Source organism: Raineya sp. (genome assembly GCF_053497555.1).
This window is the reverse complement of the sequence record NZ_JBRCWE010000041.1, coordinates 1-21,869: the sequence shown is the minus strand read 5'-3', so window position 1 is coordinate 21,869 and position 21,869 is coordinate 1. Positions and strand designations below refer to the sequence as shown.

The following is a 21,869-nucleotide window of genomic DNA, read 5'->3' as shown; positions in this document are numbered from 1 at the left end:
AATAAGTTAGACTTATAATTCACGTTATTTTTCAGTTCTTTTTCACCTTTACCTGTGGAGTTTATATATTTCCGTGCAAAGGCTGTATCCAAACAAACTGCACAAATAGAGTGGCTTGTACAAACAGCTATCAATGTGGATAAATTCATTTTAGAGCGTTCAGATAATTTACAAAGCTGGCAAGAGATACATCAGCAAAAGTGGAATAATCAAACTTATTTCAGTTATTTAGATATAGATGTGCCTTTTAATATGGTTTATTATCGTTTGAAAGTTTTGGATAAAGATGGTTTTTACAAATTTTCTCGTATAGCAACCGTACAATTTGCAGGTAAATCTAAAATTGCTATTTACCCTAATCCTACAAGCGATAAGGTGTTTGTAGAGCTTGATGAGGAGATTCAAAAGATTTCTCTGCAAGATTTGAAAGGGAATAAAATACCAATTAGCATAGAAGATGCAAGGGAAAGAAAGACTATAAGTCTAAACCATTTACCAAGAGGCTTGTATATCTTGCAAATACACACAGAAAGGGAAATTTATACAGAAAAGTTGATTGTTCAAGGGAACTAAAAATAAAGGTAGCCCCAGCAGGCTACCTTTTTTATGGTTTCGAATGGTTGTTTAGTTGGCTTGCGAAACGGCTTTACCTTCGTTATTTTCTCCTCCTTCGCCGCTTTCTTTGGTACCTTGTGGTTCTTTGGCATTAGGAGGGTTAGTGCCTTTGAGGGAATGAATGTAGCTACTTACAAGCTGAATTTGAAGTGGATTTAGCTGTTTTTGCCAACCGGGCATACCTTTCTGCGTACCATACTTGATAGTTTTGAAAATATCATTGATTTTGCCACCATAGAGCCAATATTCATCTGTAAGGTTTGGACCTACCAGTCCTTCGCCTTTTTGTCCGTGGCAGGCGGCACAATTAGATTTATACACTTCTGCCCCTTTCTGAATTTGAGACGCATCAGTGATAAGTTTTACATTTTTTTCGTCAATGCTATTGGCTACTTTTTTGAGGTACTCTTCTTTCTTGATTTCTGCTATTTTGACCTCTTTTTCGTATTCGGCATCTTGTAAATCCCAAACTTTCCATACGTGGTAAATAGGCAAATACAATACTGCAAAGGCAATGGTTACCCCAAAAAACCAGTTGAACCAAGCAGGAATGGGGTTATCTAATTCTTTGATGCCGTCAAAATCTTCATCAAGCAAGAGTTTATGTTCTTGCGATTTGGGTTTGAAACCCAAAAAGCGTTCCCAAAGGCTCAAATGCTCGCCTGTAACCCGATTGGTTTCTTTTTGCAAAAGATTGAGCAGTTGGAAAATCGTAATGATAAGAAGGACGATTATGGTAGCGGTGAGTCCAATCAGGAAAGCCAAAATCCAGAAAATCATCTCTTCCTCACTGCTTTTCTGAATGGCTACTACTTCTTGGGCTTTGAGTGGCATACTTGCCAAAGCAAACAAAGCTAAAAGACTAATTTTGCGAAACACGGATTTCATTGTTTTGATAAGTTTTGGTTAGGGATAGAACCATCGTTTAAGGGAATATTTTTGATTTGTTGCATTTTATCTTTCTTGGCTGTAATCAGCCACACAAGCATTCCTATAAAAAAGGTGAAAAATATCAGTAGCGAGATAATCAGATAAATATCCACGCCTTGCACACCATTGAGAAACTGCCTCATAGATTTTAGAATTTGGTTTCTTTACAGAAATTTGGGTAAGGGGGCAAAAGCCCCCAAATTTTACTTTTGAGCGGTTTGCTCTTGTACTTTAATATCAGTACCCAAGCGTTGCAAATAAGCTATCAGAGCCACGATTTCAGTATTTTTCTCTACTTTCACTTTTTCTTTCTTCAAATTTTCTACGATTTGCATCGCTTGCTCATCAATTTTCTTGCGGGCATTTTTGATGTCTTCGTCGCTGTAAGGAACGCCCATAGTTCGGAGAACTTGCATTTTCTTTTCAATGTCGGCGTAATCCATTGTATTTTCTAAAAGCCAAGGATAAGGGGGCATAATGGAGCCGGGCGACATAGAAACAGGCTCTCGCATATGATGATAGTGCCAAGAATCGGGATACTTCTTACCAAGTCTCATCAAATCGGGTCCTGTACGTTTAGAACCCCACAAGAAAGGGTGGTCGTACACATACTCTCCCGATTTGGAGTATTCGCCGTAGCGTTCGGTTTCGGAGCGGAAAGGACGAACCAATTGGGTATGGCAAGCATTGCAACCCTCGCGAATGTATAAATCTCTACCTTCCAGTTCTAATGGGGTATAGGGTTTTACGCTGGCAATGGTAGGGATATTTTCTTTGATAACAAAAGTGGGAATCATTTGTACCAAACCACCAATAGAAACGACAATCAAAGAGCCAACAAGCATCAATAAGGGTTTGGTTTCAAAAATTTTATGCCATCCTTTTAGCTCACCCACAGGTTGGGTACGGAAGGAAACTGCTTCGGCGGCTTCATTGGCAACGAACTTTCCTTGCTTGGCAGTTTTCCAAAGGTTATACACCATTACAATTACCCCCGTGAAATAAAGTGTACCCCCAATGCCACGCATTGCGTACATAGGTATAATTTTGGTAACGGTATCCAAGAAGTTTCCATAACGCAAAGTACCATCTTCGGCAAATTCTTTCCACATCAAACCTTGTGTAAATCCTGAAACATACATAGGTATAGCATACAGCACTATTCCCAGCGTACCTATCCAGAAGTGTGTATTCATTAGTTTTTTAGAATAAATTTCAGTTTGATATACACGAGGAATAATGTAGTACAAAATGGCAAAGCTCATCATACCATTCCAACCCAAAGCACCTACGTGTACGTGAGCAACTATCCAATCGGTAAAGTGGGCAATGGCATTTACGTTTTTGAGCGAAAGCATAGGACCTTCAAAGGTTGCCATTAGGTAAGCCGTAATAGCAACAACCATCATTTTCAGCGAGGCATCGTCGCGTACTTTATCCCAAGCTCCACGAAGGGTAAGCAAGCCATTGATACCACCACCCCAAGAAGGAGCAATAAGCATTACAGAAAAGACTACCCCCAAAGATTGCACCCAGTCGGGAGTAGATGAGTAAAGCAAATGGTGAGGACCCGCCCAAATATAGATGAAAATCAGTGTCCAGAAATGCAAAATAGATAGTTTGTAAGAATAAATAGGACGATTTGCCATTTTAGGCAGATAGTAGTACATCAAGCCTAAATATGGGGTAGTAAGGAAAAAAGCCACTGCATTGTGCCCGTACCACCATTGTACAAGAGCATCTTGTACCCCTGCAAAAAGTGAATAGCTTTTTAGGAAACTGACAGGCAACTCAAAGGAATTGACAATATGGAGCATTGCCACGGTTACCCAAGTAGCAATATAAAACCAGATAGCGGCATAAATATGCTTTTCACGGCGTTTGATGAGTGTTCCGAACATATTGATACCAAATACTACCCAAACGAGTGTAATGGCAATATCAATAGGCCACTCCAATTCTGCGTATTCTTTGGTAGTAGTATAACCCAGAGGTAAGGTAATAGCGGCAGAAAGAATAATGAGTTGCCAGCCCCAAAAGTGTATTTGGCTGAGCAAATCGCTATACATACGTGTTTTGAGCAGGCGTTGCATAGAATGATACACGCCCATAAAAATCGCATTACCTACAAAGGCGAAAATAACAGCGTTGGTATGCAAAGGACGAATACGCCCAAAAGTAGTGTAAGGTATGCCAAAATTCAGTTCGGGGAAAACGAGCTGAAAGGCAACCAGCAGACCTACAAGCATTCCAATTATCCCAAAAACTACCGTAGCAATACCGAAATTACGAACAATCGTGTTGTCGTACTCAAACTTTTCCAGTACGCCACTATGGGTGTGAATAGATGAAGTTTTTACTTCCATAACTTGTTAGATTTTAGGTTTTTGATGAAAAATTGTCGGGGTTAGAAGGTTTTTTATCTTCAAAAAGTATTCGTATTGAAGGTGTATAGTCATCTTCGTATTGTCCGCTTCGCAAATTCCACAGGAACACCAGCAGAAATAGCGTTCCCATTATTACACTGACACTCAAAAGAAAATAAATCACTGACATACAATTCGGTTGTTTATGAAATTATCCTTGAAAAAATTTATATTCAAAAAATGCAAAATGTTCAAAGTTTAATTGTTTGAGGTTTGATTGCTCAAAAGTTATTCCCTCTTCCTACTACAAAAACTTTTTGAAAATCAGTTTAATCCCGATATAAAATGCTTTTGGCTTTGGCTTTTACACTCAAAGTGGTAAAAGCCACTACCGTAACAGAACTTAAAGGCATCAGCACCGCCGCAATGAGTGGCGAAAGCGTGCCTTGTACTGCAAATGAAAGTCCTATAATGTTGTAAATCAGAGATATTGCAAAACTTTGCTTAATAACATTCATACTTTTGCGAGCCAATTTCAAGAACCCCTCAACTTTATCCATTGCCGAGGCGTCCAGAATGGCATCGGAGGCAGGAGTGAAATAGGCAATGTTTTCGGTTACAGCTACACCTACATCTGCTTTTTGCAATGCTCCTGCGTCATTTAAGCCATCGCCGAGCATCATTACTTTTTTACCGCTTTTTTGTAAATTTTTTACAAATTCCCATTTATCGTGAGGTGATTGATTGAAGTGCATTTTTTCGTTTTTCAAGAAATATTTTACAAGATATGGGGCTTCGCCTGCATTATCGCCTGAAAGCAAGTGCAAGTCGTAGCCTCTGTTCCATAGGTTTTGTGTAAGTGTAGCTATTGCTTTGCGATAGCTATTGCGAAATACAAAATAGCCTTTCAAATTGCCATTGATTTTCACAAACACTTTGCTATGGTAGTCTTGCACGGGCACATCTACTGCAAGCCATTTTGCCGAACCTAATTGCACCCATAGATTTCCAACTTTACCACTGATACCTTTTCCTGTAAATTCTTCAAAATCTTGGACTTCCATTTCTTTGGGAAGTTCCAAAGTCAGATATTGGTAAATTTGTTGCGAAAGTGGGTGTGTAGAATTGCGAGCAAGTAGCTTGATAGCTATTTTTTCTGTTTCCGATAATTCTTGCTCTATGGCTTTCCATTCAATTTGAGCCTTATCGGTTTCGGTAATAGTGCCTGTTTTGTCAAAAACAAGGGTATCAACCTGAGCCATTTGCTCAATAACGGCTACATTTTTAAGATACAATTTGGCTTTACCCATTATACGCATTGCTGTACCCAAAGCAAAAGGCGATGAAAGTGCCAAAGCACAAGGACAGCCAATAATTAGCACTGCTGTAAAGGCATTGATAGCTCTTGCCAAATCATTTTGCCATAACCAATATACAATACCCCCAAAAGCAACTGCCAAAAGAGCAAATGTGAAATATTTACTCAAAAAGTTTTGCAAGCGGATAGTAGCTTCTTGGTTGGCTTTTTTCTTTTGAAATTCGTCTTTGTTCCAAAGCTCTGTAAGATAGCTTTGCGAAACAGATTTAACTACTTCCAACTCAATGGTAGAGCCAACTTGTTTGCCCCCTGCATAAATAATTTCGCCCAAAACTTTTTCCACAGGCATAGCCTCGCCTGTTACGAAGCTATAATCAATGTTAGCCTCACCTTTGAGCAAAATGCTATCGGCGGGGATAAGTTCTTGGTTACGAATAATTATTCTATCGCCTACTTTTAGCTGTGCAACAGGTACTTGCTTTTCAGTGCCTTCGGCAGTTTGTACGCTCACTGCTACGGGGAAATAGGCTTTGAAATCTCTATCGTAGCGGAGTATATCGTAGGTGCGTTGTTGAAACCATTTTCCCAGAAGCAAAAAGAAAATAAGCCCTGCAAGGGTATCTACGTAGCCTGCACCTATATCAGCAAAAATTTCATAAGCACTGCGGGTAAGCAGAACTATCAACCCAAGAGCCAAAGGAAAATCAATATTTACAATGCCTTTGCGAAGGCTTTGGTAAGCAGAATGGATATAGCCCCAGCCCGAATAGAAAAAAGCAGGTAGAACAATCAGAAAGTTGATGTATTGGAAAAATTTACGAAAAGAGCCTTCCGAATGGCTATCAAAACCGAAGTATTCGGGAAAGCTAATCAGCATAATATTACCAAAGGCAAAGCCTGCTACGGCAATTTTGGCAATAATTTGCTTCTGCTCGCGGCTGAGTCGTTTTTGTTCGCTTTCAGCTTTTTCGGTGTCGCTTAGTGTGATATGTGGCTCATAGCCGATTTGAGCCATTAGGCTTACAATAGCCTGCAAATCTGTTTCTTTTTCCAGATAGCTTACGGCTACTTGTTTTTTTAGAAAATCTACACGACTATACTGAATACCTCGGTTGAGCTTATGCAAATTTTCCAAAAGCCAAATACAAGAACTACAATGAATAGAAGGTACATAGAAAGTGATTTTGGCAGTATTGCCATCGGAAAAATCCAGCAATTTGGCTTTGATTTCAGGTAAATTCAGATAAGCATACTTTTCGGTTCTTACTTCGGCTTTCTGCGAAATACGTTGCAAATCTTCCATTGTATAATATTCGCACAAGCCATTTTCTTGCAAAAGAGCATATACTTGCTGGCAACCATTACAGCAAAAAGGCTTATCATCGTAGAATATGGTTTCATTGGGCTTGCAAGTATCGCCGCAATGGTAGCAAGTAGTAGCAATATGGGTATGAGTAGCCGACATAATTATTGCAAAATATTTTTAACCTTCAAATCTTGGATTATTTCCTCTATAAGTGCTTCACTGATGCTTTCTTGGGCAAATCTGCCAATTTCTTTGTCTTCAAAAATGAGAATTAGCTTAGGAAAACGCTTGACGTTGAAACTTTTGGTAAGTTCGGGGTGAAGGTTCGCATCAATGCTGAAAAAGTGCATTTTGCCTGCTTGCGTGTAAGAAGAAAGCAGATTTTCTGTTTGCAAAGCAATTTTTTGCTCATCTCTGTTTGAATAAAAAAACAAGACAATGAGTTTGGTAAGCGTTTTAGGCTCTACTTTCCGACTGATAAACTCCTTGACGGTCATAAGTCCATACTATTTCTGTTTCCAAAATTAGTATGGAAAAGTGGGGGAGGGTATGAGTTTTTGGAGTAGAAAAACTGACTTTTGTCAGGGATTATTGGCTCAAATATTCAATCATTTTCTGAGCCGCTGTTTGTGAAGCACCTACATTACCCATTATGTGTTTGAGTGTGAGGTAGTTTTGGAGCATTTTTTCGCGTGCTTCTCCCGAAACAATCTTTTCTAATTCTTTTCGTAAGTTTTCAGTAGTCAAGTTGTTTTGGATAAGCTCGGTTACTACGGGCTGGTTCATTATGAGATTGACAAGAGAAATATAACGCACCTGCACCAAGCGTTTGGCGATCTGGTACGAAAGAGCATTGCCTTTGTAGCAAACTACTTGTGGCACACCAAAAAGAGCTGTTTCCAGAGTGGCTGTACCCGAAGTAACTACTGCTGTATGAGCGTGAGCCAGTAAATCGTAGGTTTGGTTGTACAAAACAGGAATTTCGTATTGCTTGCAAATATCATACATTTCGGTAGGCACATTATCAACACCTGCTACTACCCACTGAAACTCTGAAAAATAAGGCTTGCAAGAAAGCATTGTAGGCAAAATGTAGTGAAGTTCGCTTTTTCGGCTACCGGGCAAAACCGCTACAATAGGTTTTTGGGGAGAAAGGTTGTTTTTCTTGAAAAAATCATCTTCGCCTTTGAAGCTATGGATAGCATCTAAAAGAGGGTTACCAACGTAATCTACTTCGTAGTTGAATTTTTTGTAAAAATCTTTCTCAAAGGGCAGAATCACAAACATTCTATCCACATATTTCTTGATTTTGTAGGCACGGCTGGTATTCCAAGCCCAAATTTTAGGAGAAATGTAGTAAAAGGTGCGAATATGATGCTTTTTGCAAAAGCGAGCAATTCGCATATTGAAACCCGCAAAATCTACTAAAATTACTACATCAGGCTGATAGGCAAGAATATCTTTTTGGCAAAGTGAAAGAAACTTGAAAATTTTAGGCAATTTGGAAAGCACTTCCAAAAAGCCCATCACGGCAATTTCTTTGTAATGCAAAAACAAGTTTCCACCTACGGCTTGCATCTGCTCGCCGCCTAAAAAACGAAAATCGGCTTGGCTATCCAGATTTTTGATAGCTTTCATCAGATTAGAGGCGTGTAAATCGCCTGAACGCTCACCGATTACCAAGTAGTATTTCACAAAGAAAATTTTAGTTGGTATTTTGTTCTCTTTGGCGAATAATTTTATTGAGTTCAATCACTAAACTCCACAAAACGCCTAAAATAAAACCTATCAGTGCCGAAATTCCCAAAGTTTCACGAATAGAAAATTTGCGAGGTTTTTGGTAACGAGTGAAATCTTTGATAACTTTTATATCTTGGGGGAAGGCTAATTCTTCTCTTACCTGATTTTCCGCATTATAAAGTTTTAGTAGTTCTGCCGAAAATTCATTACCACCATTGAGAATAATAGGGTTTTTGGCTAAAAGACTAGCTTCTATGATACGTTTTACACTATCTACGTGCTTAATTTCTTTTTGTATTTGTACAAGCATACGCTCTCTACCTTCCTTGAATAACTGGGTTCTTTTTTGTACATAAGGAAGGTTTTCCAGATACTTGACAAAGCCCTGCTGAATTTTATCCAAATTTTCGTTATCGGTAGTTTCTATGGTAAGGGCAAGTGTAGAGTCCCTGCGTATATCTTTATCAATATTTTTTTGAATTTCACGATTAGGAGCGGCTTCTAATTTCTCAATTTTTTTAGCAATCTCTTTGGGCAAACCTGTCAGCTTCTCAATTTCAGTGTAATTTTCTTCTCTTACCAAGTTATTGAGCGTATTGGTTACCCCTACTACCTCCGAGGCAGTCATTGAACGCGACTGAAAAATCATAGTAGATTGGTAACGAGGCTGGAAAACCAAATAGCTACTGAGTGCCCCTAATCCGATACAAGCAACCATTACCGCCAAAATGAGCAAAATTCGTTTTTTGAAAAATTTGTAAATCTTGATAATTAGCTCCAAGAGGTCAATTTCCTCGTAGGTTTGTGGGGTGTTGGTTGTATTCATACATTTTAGCGTTTATCGGGCAAAAGTATAAATTTTTTGTGTTTCTTTGCGAGGTTTTGTTTATTTTTGTTTTTGTAAAGTGCAGTTTTATGCAGATAAGTCAGCTTTATGAAATTTATCTTGCCTATCGCAAAGCTTCTACCGATACTCGTAAAATAGAAAAAGGAAGCCTTTTTTTTGCCTTGAAAGGAGTAAATTTCAATGGAAATGCCTTCGCCCAAGAAGCCCTGGACAAAGGAGCCGAATATGTCATTATTGATGAAGAAAAATATCAGACAAGCGAAAAGTGTATTTTAGTTAAAAATGCTTTGCAAACATTACAACAATTAGCCCAAATGCACCGCCAGCATTTGCAAATTCCTTTTGTAGCGATTGCAGGCTCTAACGGCAAAACTACTACCAAAGAACTTACAGCTCTTGTTTTGTCGCAAAAATATCAAACTTTTGCTACGCAAGGTAATCTGAACAATCATATTGGGGTGCCACTTACTATTCTTTCCATTCCCCAAAATACTGAAATAGCTGTGATTGAACTTGGGGCAAATCATATAGGCGAAACGGCTTTTCTTTGTCAAATAGCACAGCCTACTTGTGGTGTTATCACTAATATCGGTTTAGACCACTTGGAGGGTTTTGGTAGTTTGGAAGGAGTAATGCAAGCCAATGGTGAGCTTTACAGATATTTGCAAAAAAACAAAGGTGCAATTTTTCTCAATACCAATGAAAAAGAACTGCTAACACTTGCTCAAAAAAGCAAATTTCCTAAAAAGCGAACCTTCACATATCCCAACGAGCAAGATTATCTGCATTGTAAATTAGTCAATTCAGACTTTTTTGTGGCTTACGAAAATGAGCAAGGCAGTTTCATTCAAACGCAACTGGTAGGCAAGTATAATTTTGCAAACATTGCCACGGCTTTATGTATAGGCAAATATTTTGGCGTTCCTGCTGATAAAATGGACGAGGCAATTTTGAGCTATAAACCTCGTAACAATCGCTCTCAAATTTTACAACAAAATACCAATATTATTCTTTTAGATGCCTACAATGCCAATCCGAGTTCAATGAAAAAAGCCATTGAAAACTTTGCCCATATTCAAAGCTCACAACCCAAAGGCGTTATTTTAGGGCAAATGAACGAACTTGGTTCTTACAGCCTCACCGAACATCAAAATTTGGGCAAGTTGCTTGCGGAAAAGAATTTTGATTTGGTTGTTTTATACGGAAATGAAATGCAACCTGCTTTGGAGTTTTTGCCCCAAGCCTACTTTTTTACAGATAAATTTTCTTTGCATAATTGGCTCAAAGACAAAAACTTGCAAGATTGGTTTTTACTTATCAAAGGGTCAAGAGGTACGCAGATGGAAAGCGTGTTAGAAGTTTTGTGATTAGACATAAGGATACTAGCCCTGTAGTAGTTGATTTTTGAAATCTTTGCTATCAACCTTTGTAAAATCCAAAAGCAAATTTCGCTAGCTCTTGATTAAAATCATTTTTATCTTGCTTTATTTTTAATAATTTTGCAAAAAATTTCTTATGCCACCACGCAGTCGTTTCGTAGAAAATGGCGAAAATCCTGATAAAAAACGCAAACTTACCAAAGAAGGCTTTGCCAAAATCAGAAAACTATTAGCTTATACACGTCCTTATCGGGGGTATTTTTGGGTAGGAATGTTCTTTTTAGTAGTTTCTACACTTACTACGCTTACTTTCCCAACGCTTTCGGGTAAAATTGCAGATGTAGCATCGGGAGATACTTCTTGGATACTTACAAGCGTCAATCAGGTAGCTTTTGTTTTTTTGGTGATATTGCTTTTGCAGGCATTGGCTTCTTTTTTTCGGGTATATCTTTTTGCCAATGTAAGCGAAAGAACAATGGCTGATTTACGAGCCAGCCTCTACAACAAAATTATTACACTTCCGATAAATTTCTTTGAAAAAAATCGTGTAGGCGACCTTGTCAGCCGTATCAATACCGATATAAGTCAGCTTGAAAGTATGCTTTCATTTGGTTTGGCTGAAATTTTCAGGCAAGTAGCCGTGCTTACCATAGGGGTAAGTATTTTGCTTATTCGTTATACAGAACTTGCTTTGGTAATGCTTGCTACTTTCCCTGTAATGATTGTGGCGGCTATACTTTTTGGCAGATTTATTCGCAAACTTTCTAAAAAAGCCCAAGACGAACTCGCACAAGCCAATACCATTGTAGAAGAAACTTTTCAGGCAATACAAGTGGTAAAAATTTTTACCAACGAATGGTGGGAGCAGAAACGTTACCGAAACAAATTAGATAATTTGGTAAAAATTGCTCTAAAAACTTCGATATTCCGAGGGGCTTTTGTTTCATTTCTGATATTTGCTCTTTTTGGGGGAATTGTGCTGGTGCTATGGTATGGGGCAAATCTGATTGCCGAAGGCTCACTCAAAACAGGGGAACTCATTGAGTTTATTCTTTACACCATATTTATTGGGGCTTCGGTGGCAGGTATGGGCGATTTGTACGCACAACTTCAAAAAACGATTGGGGCATCGGAAAGAATTTTGGAAATTTTGGGCGAAAAATCTGAAATTACGCATTTTGCAAATTTGGAAAATTTAGAAAAAGTAAAAGGAGAAATTCAGATTGAAAATCTGCATTTTAGCTATCCCACCCGAGCCGATTTAGAAGTTTTGAAAGGGGTTTCGCTGAAAATTCATCAGGGGCAGAAAGTAGCACTTGTAGGGCATAGTGGGGCGGGTAAATCTACGATTGTCCAACTGATTATGAAACTATATGATGTACCTCCCAATGCTATTTGGGTAGATGAAAAACCTTTGGAGCAATGGGATACGCACAGCCTTAGAGCTAATATGGCTCTTGTACCCCAAGAACTCATTCTTTTTGGTGGAACTATCCGAGAAAATATTGCTTACGGCAAACCCAATGCCAGTGATGAAGAAATCATTGAAGCCGCCAAAAAAGCCAATGCTTGGGATTTTATTGAAAAATTCCCTGAAAAGTTGAGTACCCTTGTAGGCGAAAGGGGGGTAAAACTTTCGGGAGGGCAACGCCAGCGTATCGCTATTGCAAGAGCTATTCTGAAAAACCCAAGTATTTTGATTTTGGACGAAGCTACCAGCTCTTTGGATGCCGAATCGGAAAAAATTGTTCAAGATGCTCTCAATGAGCTGATGAAAAACCGAACTACTATTATTATCGCCCACAGACTTGCCACTATTCGCAATGCTGATGTTATTTATGTGTTACACGAAGGAAAAATCGCCGAAATAGGCTCTCATCAAGAACTTCTGCAAAACGAAAATGGTATTTATGCCAATTTGGTACGCATGCAAATGGAATACGCTACGCAAGATATGATTTGAGGCTTAAAAAAACTTTCACTATTTTGCAACAAATTCTAAAAATTTTGGTATAATTGTTGCCACGTTTTTGTTTGTTAAAATCAATTTTCACCTAAACTCTTAAAAGCGTATGAAAAAAGTTAGCTTACTGGCTGTTCTTGCATTTTTAGCTATCAATGTTTTTGCCCAAGCCGATGGAGATGCTATCGTAGGTATATGGATGAATGATGAGGGTTCGGCTCGTATTCAAATCTACAAAACCAAAGAGGGCAAGTATAACGGCAGAATTGTTTGGCTCAAAGAACCCAACGACCCCGAAACAGGTCAGCCAAGATTAGATAAGAAAAACCCTAACGAAGCAATGCGAAGCAAACCTGTAAAAGGTCTGGTAAATCTCATTAACCTTGAATACAAAGGTTCTAAAAAATGGGGCGGCGATGATGCCCGTATCTATGACCCCAAATCAGGAAATACATATACTTGTGATGTTACTATGGCAGACGAAAATACCATAAACCTCAAAGGGAAAATACCCGGCACAGGTATTGGTAGAACTGCAACTTGGACAAGACAAGTAAAAAAATAATTGGATAGCATACAGACCTACAAGTTTTTCAGCCTTGTAGGTTTTTTCTCGTTAGGCTTATGTCAAAAATTGCTAAAATCTTTTTCTTATTCTTACTTTCGGTTCATTTGCAAGCTCAAAGTATCTTGGAAGATGAACTGACAAAGGAATTTACTTTTGGCATAAATATCAATACCAATGCCAATTTTCCCGGAGGCATTAGTTTCAAATATGGAAAAGTTACGGACAATGCCCGTGTAAATACTACTTATACCGTAGAGTTCGTAGGTATTCGCCATCCGCAAGAGTATCGTTTTTCGGTTTCTAATATAAGCGGTGGGCAGGCTTTTGTCAGAGGTAAGCAAAATTATCTTTACAATTTACGTTTGCAGTTTGGCAAAGACTTGGTACTTTTCCGCAAAGCCCCCCAAGAAGGCGTACAAGTAAATGCAGTGCTTGCAGGTGGCTTGAGCTTGGGTATGCTCAAACCCTACCTGATACGTTACAATACATCGGGCGGAGTAGGTGGAGTTAATAACAGAACAACCGATTTGCCTTTTTACCAATACAATTTTGGAGATGATGCCCTCTTTCAAAGCAAATATGGCGTACCTTTTACCGAAGAACGCATAGAAGGCAGAGGTGCTTTCTTTGCAGGTTTTGGGCAAATGAAAGTAGTACCCGGCATCAATGCCAAAATTGGACTTACCTTTGAAACCAGTGCCTTCAAAACTAGCCTTACAGGTATAGAAACAGGCTTTGTTGTAGATGTATTTTTCCAAGAAATGCCTCTTTTGAATGCCAATTTTACTTCCGACCCTGTAAAAAACTATTCTACTTTTGCCGCTTTGTATTTGAGTATGTTTTTTGGTGGCAGAAAATAATTTGTCTTTGTATTCCGTTTTACTTACAACTATCAAAAAAATATAGCGAAATGAAAAAAGTTTTTATACCTGCTGTGATGTTTTCTTTGTTAGGCATCGCAACAAAAGCTCAAGAAAAAGCTCCTGAAAATTGGTTCAACCTAGACCCTAAAAAAGATAATGTACGAGGCGTAAGTACCGAAAGAACTTACGAAGAACTACTCAAAAATAAAAAAGGACGCACCGTTATTGTTGCTGTTATTGATTCGGGAGTTGATATTGAACACGAAGACCTTAAAGGCAAAATTTGGACAAACACCAAAGAAATTGCAGGCAATAGTAAAGATGATGACGGCAATGGCTTTGTTGATGACGTAAATGGTTGGAATTTTATTGGTGGCAAAAATGGCAAAAATATCCACCAAGATTCTTACGAAGTAGCCCGCGAGTTTGCCCGTCTTTCTAAAAAATTCAAAAAGCCCAATCCCAAAGACCCTGAATACGAATATTTTGAAAAAGTAAAAAAAGAGTTGGAAGCAAAGAGAGAAGAGAAAAAAACAGAAATGGAGCAACTGAAACCTTTTTACGAAGCTATACAAATCGTAAAAAAGGCTCTGGCAGGCAAACCAATGACCAAAGAAAATATCCTTGAACTTCCCGATACAGACCTGAAAGTCAAAGAAGCCAAAAGCAAAACTTTGTTTGCCTTTATGATAGGAGCAACCCCCGAAGAGTTGGAAGAATATTATGAAAAAGGCTTAAAAAATGCTTTGGATTTTGGCTTAAATCCCGAGTTTAATCCTCGTAAAATTGTAGGAGATAACCCTAAAAAATTGCGTGAAAAAGGCTACGGCAATAATGATGTAAAAGGTCCTGATGCTTTTCACGGAACTCACGTGGCTGGTATTATCGCCGCTAATCGTGATAATAACTTGGGTATCAAAGGAGTAGCCAGCAATGTGCTTATTATGCCTATTCGTGCCGTTCCTGATGGTGATGAAAGAGATAAAGATATTGCCAATGCCATTTTTTATGCCGTAGATAATGGAGCTCAAATTATCAATATGAGTTTTGGCAAAGGCTACTCGCCTGATAAAAAATTTGTAGATGAAGCCGTAAAGTATGCGGAAAGTAAAGGGGTTTTACTTATTCACGCCGCAGGAAATGATGCCAAAAACTTAGAAGTAGAGCCTAATTTCCCTAATAAATACTATGCAAGCAGTGGCGAAGCCAAAAATTGGCTTGAAATCGGAGCTTCCAGTTGGCACAATGAAGATAACAAATTTGTAGCTAATTTTTCTAACTATGGCAAAACCAAAGTAGATGTTTTTGCACCAGGGGTGGATATTTACTCTACGGTACCCGACAAAAATGTATACAAAAAAGCCAGCGGTACCAGTATGGCGGCACCTACTACTGCGGGGGTAGCGGCATTGCTAATGTCTTATTATCCCGAACTCACCGCAGTACAAGTGAAAGAAATACTAATGAAATCAGCTATTCGCTATACCCAAGACATCAACAAACCGGGTGCAAAAGGCGAAAAAGTAAAACTTTCTGACCTCTGCGTAACAGGTGGTATTATCAATGCTTACGAAGCAGTACGTTTGGCAGAAGAAATGACTAAAAAATAGCTGTTTGGGCAGTGGCTAAATAGTTTTTTCTTACAATTTTAGTCAATGCTTTGATATTAGGCAAATCGGAGGCTTGGGAAATATCCAAGACCTCTTTTTTTTTCGTCAGCACCAAAATAGGATTGTTCTTTTCCTGATAAGCCATATTGAGCGTAGTGCCGTGAATAACAAAATAATCTACTTCTTCTTTACTCAAATTCCAAGCGATTTGTAAATCTTTACGGCGTTCTTTCACCAGTTCGGTGGGTATTTTTTCGGCAGTAAGTAGAATTTTGAAAAGTTTGCGAGCAAGTATCATTTTACAAAGTGTGGCAAGCACTTTATCGTTATGATGTTGCCAAACTTTCACGGCTCCCCAAATATCATAATCGTCTAATTGAGCATAGCTTTCCAAAAGTGAAGGATTTTTTTCAAAGTCGCTAAATTGAACTTCATTTTTCATAAAGCATTGTAGGGCAGGGCTGGCAAAAACATTCTCTCCATTCTGAGCCAAAAACTTTGCTCTGCGAATAATTTGAATAATCATTTGCTCGGTGCTGATAGTGGTTTTGTGTAAATATACTTGCCAGTACATCAGTCGCCGTGCTGTGAGGAAGTTTTCAATGCTATAAATTCCTTTTTCTTCTACTACGAGTTGCTCGTTATGAATATCCAGCATTTTCAAGATTCTATCGCCCCCGATGGCTCCTTCGGAAACCCCTGTGAAAAAGCAATCTCTTTGCAGATAATCCAGCCTATCTACATCAAGCTGACTGCTAACCAGTTGATAAAAAAAAGGACGATGATACTGATTTGTAAAAATCTGAATAGCCAGCTCTAACTCGCCTTTGAAATGTTCATTGAGCTTTTGCATTAGCAGAAGCGACATTTTTTCGTGATGAACATTTTGCAGAATGGTCGTTTCCAAGGCGTGGGAAAGTGGGCTATGCCCTATGTCGTGAAGCAGGGCGGCGATTTGTGCCGCCTGACGCTCCTCTTGGGTGATATGGTGCTTTTTGCTTTCAAGGGTATCCAGAGCCACTCCCATAAGGTGCATTGCTCCGATAGCGTGATGAAAACGCGTGTGTAAAGCACCAGGATACACAAAATCTGTCAAACCTAATTGCCTTATTCTTCGTAGGCGTTGAAAATAGGGGTGTTCAATCAATTCTAAAATGATGCCATCAGGGATTTGAATAAATCCGTGAACAGGGTCGTTGAGGATTTTGGGTTTGTGAGCTTTCAAAAGATAAAGACTTTTTTGAGTTTTATTAGCCAAACAAAATTTTTGTCAAATAGGTTTGTAAAAAAACTTCTTGAAAAAGCAGGCTTGAAATTTAACTTTTGAGCCTTGAACTTTTGCACCTAAAAACCTTTTCTTAAATTGCAACACAAAAATAAACTGAAAAATCATTATGGAATACAGAATAGAACGTGATACAATGGGCGAAGTACAAGTGCCTGCTCACGTGTATTGGGGTGCCCAAACCGAAAGAAGTCGTAATAATTTCCGTATTGGTGCAGAAGGTTCTATGCCCAAAGAAATTATTTATGCTTTTGCTTATCTGAAAAAAGCCGCCGCTCTTGCCAACAAGGAATTAGGCGTGCTTTCTGCCGAAAAAGCCCAAATGATTGCCAACTCTTGCGATGCTATTTTAGCAGGAAAATTAGACGACCAGTTCCCTCTTGTGATTTGGCAAACAGGCTCGGGTACGCAATCTAATATGAATGTCAATGAAGTGATTGCCTATTACGCACACGTACAGGCAGGAGGCAAGCTAACTGATGAAAAAAAGGTTTTGCACCCCAACGATGATGTCAATAAATCTCAATCCTCTAATGATACTTATCCTACGGCTATGCACATTGCCGCCTATAAAATGGTGGTAGAAGTTACCATACCCGGAATGGAACTTTTGGCAAATACTTTGGAAGAAAAATCCAAAGCCTTCAAAGATATTGTAAAAACGGGTAGAACGCATTTTATGGACGCCACACCGCTAACTTTGGGGCAAGAGTTTTCGGGCTATGTGCAACAAATTCGCAATAGCATAAGAGCCATTAAGAATGCTTTGGAAATGGTACGAGAGCTTGCTCTTGGCGGAACAGCCGTAGGTACAGGACTCAATGCTCCCAAAGGTTATGATGTACTGGTTGCTCAAAAAATTGCCGAACTTACAGGTTATCCTTTCGTAACAGCTCCCAATAAATTTGAAGCCCTTGCCGCTCACGATGCAATGGTAGAGCTATCGGGGGCTTTGAAACGCAGTGCAGTAGCACTAATGAAAGTAGCCAATGATATTCGTATGCTCTCTTCGGGTCCTCGTTGTGGTATTGGGGAAATTTTAATTCCTGATAATGAACCTGGCTCTTCTATTATGCCGGGCAAGGTCAATCCTACGCAACCCGAAGCTCTTACAATGGTTTGCTGTCAGGTGATTGGTAATGATGTAGCCGTAAGTATGGGTGGCTCTAACGGACACTTTGAACTCAATGTTTTCAAACCTCTAATTGCCTATAATGTACTGCAATCGGCTCGTTTGCTTGGCGATGCTTGCGTTTCGTTTAATAATAAGTGTGCCGTAGGTATTGAGCCCAATTATGAGGTAATTCAGAAGCATTTGGAAAACTCTTTGATGCTCGTAACAGCTCTCAATCCGCATATTGGCTACGAAAACGCCGCTAAAATTGCCAAAAAGGCACACAAAGAAAACAAAACTTTGCGTCAGGCGGCTTTGGAATTGGGCTTGGTTACGAATGAGCAGTTTGATGCGTGGGTAAATCCTACTAAAATGGTAGGCAACTTGTAATTTGCTTTCAAATTATACGCAAAAACTACCAAAATGTACGATTATATCATTGTCGGAGCAGGTTCGGCGGGTTGTGTGCTTGCTTATCGGCTTTCTGAAAATCCTCAAAACAAAGTTTTGCTGATTGAAGCAGGTGGAAAAGATAGCAAGTTAGAAATACACATTCCTGCCGCCTACACCAAACTCAACAGAAGCAGTGTAGATTGGGCATTTTATACAGAACCCCAAAATTTTGTAAATAACAGAAGGCTATTTCAGCCACGTGGTAAGGTTTTGGGAGGAAGTAGCTCTACCAATGCTATGGCGTACATACGAGGCAATGCCAAAGATTATGATGATTGGGCAAAAATGGGTTGTAAAGGTTGGAGTTTTGCAGAGGTATTGCCTTATTTTATCAAGTCAGAAAATAATGAAGACTACGATAAAGTAGATAGAGGCTTTCACGGCAGAGGGGGCTTGCTCAATGTGCGTTTTGCGTATTCGCATTATAGCGTTTCAGAGGCTTTTATAGAGGCTTGCATAGAATGTGGTATCCCGTTTAATCCTGATTTTAACGGTAAAAATCAGGAAGGAACGAATTTTTTTCAATTTACCATCAAAAATTATCGTCGTCATAGTACGGCACAGGCTTTTTTGAAGCCTGCTCTTGCTCGCTCTAATCTGAAAGTTATTACAAAAGGCATTGCAAGCAAAATTATTATCAAAAATGATATAGCACAAGGGGTTGAAGTGGCTTTTGGAACTGCTCAAAAGCAAATTTTTATAGCCAACAAAGAAATTATCCTTTCGGCGGGTTCTTTTGGCTCGCCTCAAATTCTGATGCTTTCAGGTATTGGCGAAAAAGAACTTTTGCAAAGAAATGGAATTGAAGTAATTAAAGACTTACCTGCTGTTGGGAAAAATTTGCAAGACCATTGTTTTGCTATTGTGAGTAGTTCGGCAAAAGTAAATACTGCCAATAATGACCTCAAAATGCTCAATCAGTTAAAAGGTTTATTCAATTATTTTGCTTTCAGAAAAGGTTTTGCAACGGCTTCGCCTCTGGAAGCCAATGCTTTTTTACGGCTCAATGCTGAAAGCGACCGACCTGATATGCAATTTCACTTTGTACCTGCTCACTTGGGCAATTATGGGGTGGATTTGTATAATCTTGACGAGTATCCTCGCCATAGTGGTTATTCTATTTTGGCAACTTTGCTCAAACCGCAGAGCAGAGGTTTTGTAAGTTTGCGTTCCGCCAATCCCTTTGATGCTCCTATCATTCAGCCGAACTATTTAGCAGAAGAAGCAGATTTAGAACAACTCATTCAAGGTGTTCGTAAGGCTTATGAAGTAATGCAAGCTACATCTTTTGATAAGTACCGAAAAGAACTTTATTTTCCTTCAAGGATTGATGATAAAGCATTTATTGCCGAACATATCCGAAAAACTTTGGAATGTGTTTATCACCCCGTAGGCACTTGTAGAATGGGCAAAGAAAATGATGAAAGTACTGTGGTAAATAATGAATTACAGGTAAAAGGCATAGAAAAATTGCGTGTGGTAGATGCTTCTATTATGCCTGAAATTATTAGTGGCAATACCAATGCCCCGACTATTATGATAGCCGAAAAAGCAGCAGATTTGATTTTAAAAGACAATTAAAAACGAATTAAAACTAATAAGACGATGCAGAATAAAGTTGTTGTTATTACGGGAGGTTCTTCGGGTATAGGGCGTGCTTGTGCAGAAATCTTTGGAAAGGCAGGGGCAAAGGTAGTAATTACGGGCAGAAATGAGCGAAATTTGCAAGAAGTTGCTTTGCAACTCAATCAGTTGGGGATAAGTTGCTTGCCTATTATAGCAGATGTAGCCCATGAAAACGATTGTGCCAATGTAATTTCAGATACGGTGCACCATTTTGGGAAAATTGATGTGCTTATCAACAATGCGGGTATTTCTATGCGGGCTTTATTTGAAGAGTGCGAGCTTTCAGTAATTCGTAAGGTAATGGAAACGAATTTTTGGGGAATGGTGTATATGACCAAATTTGCTTTGCCTCATATTATTCAGTCGCAAGGTTCGGTAGTAGGGATTTCATCTATTGCAGGCTATAGGGGTTTGCCAGCTCGTACAGGCTATTCAGCCTCTAAATTTGCAATGAATGGTTTCTTGGAAGCACTGCGAACCGAACTTTTACCCAAAAATGTTCACGTACTTATTGCCGCACCAGGTTTTACTGCTTCCAATATTCGCAAAACAGCACTTGCCAAAGATGGCTCACAGCAAGGCGAATCGCCAAGAGAAGAAGAGAAAATGATGTCGGCAGAGGAAGTTGCCGAGCATATCTTAAAGGCAGTTAGAAAACGAAAAAAAGAACTTATACTCACTTCGCAGGGGAAACTGACGGTTTGGCTCAATAAATGGCTACCTAAAAATTGGATTGATAAACTCGTTTTTAATGCCTTGAAAAAAGAGCCAGATTCGCCGTTTTGAATTTAGAGCCTAAAAAATAAAAAACTATTCTGCGTAGTTGGGTTTAGGCAAATATGATGCAGAATAGTTGAAAAGTTGTACAAAGCAAGAGCGGCAGCATTATTTAATGCTACCGTTTTGTTTTTTAGAAGCCAAAAGGATTTTTTTGGGCGTTCTCTTTCAGCGGAGAGCCTTCGGCAACAAAAGCCTTCAACTTAATCATATGTGTGGGTGTTTTGCCGTCATTAGAATAAATCATTACGGTTTCAGTAAGATTACCTTTTTGGCGTGGCGTGTATTTGAGCTCTAAAATAGCACTTTCTCCAGGTTTAATAGAGTTTATAGAATTATGAGTAATACAATTACAATCGCTACGTACTGCTATAATGCGTAAATCCTCTTTTCCTACACTTTTGAGTGTAACTTTTTGAATAGCAGTTTGTCCGGGTTGCAAATTGCCTAAATTAAACTCTGTTTTTTCTAATGCTAGTTCCGCTTGCGAGGCGGGGGTAGGGGCTTTGGGATTTACAAACCCTTTGATATACAGCACTTTTACAGGTTCGGTGCTATTGGTGCGAACCGTAACAGTTTTGGTGAAAGCATTGGGGCGTCCTTGGCTATTGTAGGAAACTGTGATTTTGCCTTTGCCTCCCGGAGGAATAGGCTCACGCGTATAATTTGGTGTAGTACAGCCACAAGAGGGTTCTACCGATTGCAGAATAAGCGGAGATTTACCTTTATTTTTGAAAATAAAATCGTAAGTAGCAATTTGCCCCTCCTGAATAGTGCCAAAATCGTGGCTTTCCTTTTCAAATTCTATAACACTTTGTCCGTAAAGTAGGCTTCCCACTGCCCACAACATTGCCAGCAAAAATAGCTTTTTCATAAGTTCATAAGGTTTTGATAAAACACCATACAAAGTTACAACTATTTTTCCAAACGCCCAAAAGCAAAATTTATTGTTAGGAATTTGTTAAAGATACAATAATTTTAGGACTTGAATTAAATTTCTGAAAAACAAATACTTAACTTTTGATTTTGACAAGATTTTTGAAGGCTTTTAGATTTTTTTACAAAAAAATATTCCGTAATTTTTTTATTTTTCAGTAGGACTTACTATT

The 21,869-nt window shown here is 38.9% G+C and carries 19 protein-coding genes; 9 read left to right on the top strand and 10 right to left on the bottom strand.

What is annotated here, in order from left to right; genetic code table 11:
• The first annotated feature begins 54 nt into the window (after positions 1 to 54).
• Positions 55 to 573 (top strand): T9SS type A sorting domain-containing protein, encoded by a 519-nt coding sequence (locus ACWITO_RS05020; RefSeq protein WP_448528914.1) that lies wholly within the window; start codon positions 55 to 57, stop codon positions 571 to 573.
• Between the two features lie 51 nt (positions 574 to 624).
• Here the strand turns inward: ACWITO_RS05020 and ACWITO_RS05015 are convergent, their stop codons facing one another.
• The 8 genes from ACWITO_RS05015 to ACWITO_RS04980 all read right to left on the bottom strand — a co-directional run bounded on the left by ACWITO_RS05015 (position 625) and on the right by ACWITO_RS04980 (position 9,101).
• A complete protein-coding gene (locus tag ACWITO_RS05015; RefSeq protein ID WP_448528913.1) occupies positions 625 to 1,503 on the bottom strand; it encodes a cbb3-type cytochrome c oxidase N-terminal domain-containing protein in 879 nt (292 codons plus the stop codon).
• Positions 1,500 to 1,688, bottom strand: a complete 189-nt coding sequence (locus tag ACWITO_RS05010; RefSeq protein WP_101357624.1) for a CcoQ/FixQ family Cbb3-type cytochrome c oxidase assembly chaperone — start codon at positions 1,686 to 1,688, stop codon at positions 1,500 to 1,502. The genes ACWITO_RS05015 and ACWITO_RS05010 overlap by 4 nt, the downstream gene beginning before the upstream one ends.
• Before the next feature lie 60 nt (positions 1,689 to 1,748).
• On the bottom strand, positions 1,749 to 3,911 hold the full coding sequence (ccoN, locus tag ACWITO_RS05005) for a cytochrome-c oxidase, cbb3-type subunit I (protein WP_448528912.1): 2,163 nt from the start codon (positions 3,909 to 3,911) through the stop codon (positions 1,749 to 1,751).
• A 13-nt stretch (positions 3,912 to 3,924) separates the two neighbouring features.
• Positions 3,925 to 4,101, bottom strand: coding sequence for a cbb3-type cytochrome oxidase assembly protein CcoS (gene ccoS, locus ACWITO_RS05000; protein ID WP_448528911.1), 177 nt, complete (start codon positions 4,099 to 4,101; stop codon positions 3,925 to 3,927).
• 139 nt (positions 4,102 to 4,240) lie between these two features.
• A complete protein-coding gene (locus ACWITO_RS04995; protein ID WP_448528910.1) occupies positions 4,241 to 6,694 on the bottom strand; it encodes a heavy metal translocating P-type ATPase in 2,454 nt (817 codons plus the stop codon).
• Between the two features lie 2 nt (positions 6,695 to 6,696).
• Complete coding sequence (locus ACWITO_RS04990; RefSeq protein WP_448528909.1) at positions 6,697 to 7,032, bottom strand: hypothetical protein; 336 nt, start codon at positions 7,030 to 7,032, stop codon at positions 6,697 to 6,699.
• Between the two features lie 91 nt (positions 7,033 to 7,123).
• Positions 7,124 to 8,230 carry a lipid-A-disaccharide synthase gene (gene lpxB / locus ACWITO_RS04985; RefSeq protein WP_448528908.1) on the bottom strand — a complete coding sequence of 369 codons (1,107 nt, stop codon included), beginning with the start codon at positions 8,228 to 8,230 and terminating at the stop codon, positions 7,124 to 7,126.
• 10 nt (positions 8,231 to 8,240) lie between these two features.
• Positions 8,241 to 9,101: a hypothetical protein gene (locus ACWITO_RS04980; RefSeq protein ID WP_448528907.1), complete on the bottom strand. Its 861-nt coding sequence runs from the start codon at positions 9,099 to 9,101 to the stop codon at positions 8,241 to 8,243.
• A gap of 89 nt (positions 9,102 to 9,190) precedes the next feature.
• On the opposite strand from ACWITO_RS04980, the gene ACWITO_RS04975 reads away from it, so the two are divergent.
• From ACWITO_RS04975 to ACWITO_RS04955, 5 genes are all read left to right on the top strand, one after another.
• Positions 9,191 to 10,489 (top strand): UDP-N-acetylmuramoyl-tripeptide--D-alanyl-D-alanine ligase, encoded by a 1,299-nt coding sequence (locus tag ACWITO_RS04975; RefSeq protein WP_448528906.1) that lies wholly within the window; start codon positions 9,191 to 9,193, stop codon positions 10,487 to 10,489.
• A gap of 148 nt (positions 10,490 to 10,637) precedes the next feature.
• Positions 10,638 to 12,464, top strand: a complete 1,827-nt coding sequence (locus tag ACWITO_RS04970; RefSeq protein ID WP_448528905.1) for an ABC transporter ATP-binding protein — start codon at positions 10,638 to 10,640, stop codon at positions 12,462 to 12,464.
• Positions 12,465 to 12,573: 109 nt separating this feature from the next.
• Positions 12,574 to 13,029 (top strand): DUF2147 domain-containing protein, encoded by a 456-nt coding sequence (locus ACWITO_RS04965; RefSeq protein WP_448528904.1) that lies wholly within the window; start codon positions 12,574 to 12,576, stop codon positions 13,027 to 13,029.
• Between the two features lie 59 nt (positions 13,030 to 13,088).
• Positions 13,089 to 13,892 (top strand): hypothetical protein, encoded by an 804-nt coding sequence (locus ACWITO_RS04960; RefSeq protein ID WP_448528903.1) that lies wholly within the window; start codon positions 13,089 to 13,091, stop codon positions 13,890 to 13,892.
• Between the two features lie 50 nt (positions 13,893 to 13,942).
• Positions 13,943 to 15,505 carry a S8 family peptidase gene (locus tag ACWITO_RS04955; protein WP_448528902.1) on the top strand — a complete coding sequence of 521 codons (1,563 nt, stop codon included), beginning with the start codon at positions 13,943 to 13,945 and terminating at the stop codon, positions 15,503 to 15,505.
• On the opposite strand, the gene ACWITO_RS04950 is transcribed toward ACWITO_RS04955, so the two are convergent.
• A complete protein-coding gene (locus tag ACWITO_RS04950) occupies positions 15,495 to 16,730 on the bottom strand; it encodes an HD domain-containing protein (protein WP_448528901.1) in 1,236 nt (411 codons plus the stop codon). The two genes, ACWITO_RS04955 and ACWITO_RS04950, sit on opposite strands and share 11 nt — an antisense overlap.
• A gap of 169 nt (positions 16,731 to 16,899) precedes the next feature.
• Here ACWITO_RS04950 and fumC point away from each other — a divergent pair, with 169 nt between their 5' ends.
• From fumC to ACWITO_RS04935, 3 genes are read left to right on the top strand one after another with little or no spacing between them, the layout of a single operon-like run.
• Positions 16,900 to 18,294, top strand: coding sequence for a class II fumarate hydratase (gene fumC / locus ACWITO_RS04945; RefSeq protein WP_448528900.1), 1,395 nt, complete (start codon positions 16,900 to 16,902; stop codon positions 18,292 to 18,294).
• A 33-nt stretch (positions 18,295 to 18,327) separates the two neighbouring features.
• The gene (locus ACWITO_RS04940; RefSeq protein ID WP_448528899.1) at positions 18,328 to 19,938 is read left to right on the top strand and encodes a GMC family oxidoreductase; all 1,611 of its coding nucleotides are present in this window, start codon (positions 18,328 to 18,330) and stop codon (positions 19,936 to 19,938) included.
• A 24-nt stretch (positions 19,939 to 19,962) separates the two neighbouring features.
• The gene (locus ACWITO_RS04935; RefSeq protein ID WP_448528898.1) at positions 19,963 to 20,769 is read left to right on the top strand and encodes an SDR family oxidoreductase; all 807 of its coding nucleotides are present in this window, start codon (positions 19,963 to 19,965) and stop codon (positions 20,767 to 20,769) included.
• 124 nt (positions 20,770 to 20,893) lie between these two features.
• Here the strand turns inward: ACWITO_RS04935 and ACWITO_RS04930 are convergent, their stop codons facing one another.
• Positions 20,894 to 21,634, bottom strand: a complete 741-nt coding sequence (locus tag ACWITO_RS04930; RefSeq protein WP_448528897.1) for a DUF1573 domain-containing protein — start codon at positions 21,632 to 21,634, stop codon at positions 20,894 to 20,896.
• Positions 21,635 to 21,869 lie beyond the last annotated feature (235 nt).

Coding starts and splice junctions, on each gene's coding strand:
- ACWITO_RS05015 (WP_448528913.1), bottom strand. CDS start 1,503: ATGAAATCCGTGTTTCGCAAAATTAGTCTTTTAGCTTTGTTTGCTTTG.
- ACWITO_RS05010 (WP_101357624.1), bottom strand. CDS start 1,688: ATGAGGCAGTTTCTCAATGGTGTGCAAGGCGTGGATATTTATCTGATT.
- ccoN (WP_448528912.1), bottom strand. CDS start 3,911: ATGGAAGTAAAAACTTCATCTATTCACACCCATAGTGGCGTACTGGAA.
- ccoS (WP_448528911.1), bottom strand. CDS start 4,101: ATGTCAGTGATTTATTTTCTTTTGAGTGTCAGTGTAATAATGGGAACG.
- ACWITO_RS04995 (WP_448528910.1), bottom strand. CDS start 6,694: ATGTCGGCTACTCATACCCATATTGCTACTACTTGCTACCATTGCGGC.
- ACWITO_RS04990 (WP_448528909.1), bottom strand. CDS start 7,032: ATGACCGTCAAGGAGTTTATCAGTCGGAAAGTAGAGCCTAAAACGCTT.
- ACWITO_RS04980 (WP_448528907.1), bottom strand. CDS start 9,101: ATGAATACAACCAACACCCCACAAACCTACGAGGAAATTGACCTCTTG.
- ACWITO_RS04975 (WP_448528906.1), top strand. CDS start 9,191: ATGCAGATAAGTCAGCTTTATGAAATTTATCTTGCCTATCGCAAAGCT.
- ACWITO_RS04970 (WP_448528905.1), top strand. CDS start 10,638: ATGCCACCACGCAGTCGTTTCGTAGAAAATGGCGAAAATCCTGATAAA.
- ACWITO_RS04965 (WP_448528904.1), top strand. CDS start 12,574: ATGAAAAAAGTTAGCTTACTGGCTGTTCTTGCATTTTTAGCTATCAAT.
- ACWITO_RS04960 (WP_448528903.1), top strand. CDS start 13,089: ATGTCAAAAATTGCTAAAATCTTTTTCTTATTCTTACTTTCGGTTCAT.
- ACWITO_RS04955 (WP_448528902.1), top strand. CDS start 13,943: ATGAAAAAAGTTTTTATACCTGCTGTGATGTTTTCTTTGTTAGGCATC.
- fumC (WP_448528900.1), top strand. CDS start 16,900: ATGGAATACAGAATAGAACGTGATACAATGGGCGAAGTACAAGTGCCT.
- ACWITO_RS04940 (WP_448528899.1), top strand. CDS start 18,328: ATGTACGATTATATCATTGTCGGAGCAGGTTCGGCGGGTTGTGTGCTT.
- ACWITO_RS04935 (WP_448528898.1), top strand. CDS start 19,963: ATGCAGAATAAAGTTGTTGTTATTACGGGAGGTTCTTCGGGTATAGGG.
- ACWITO_RS04930 (WP_448528897.1), bottom strand. CDS start 21,634: ATGAAAAAGCTATTTTTGCTGGCAATGTTGTGGGCAGTGGGAAGCCTA.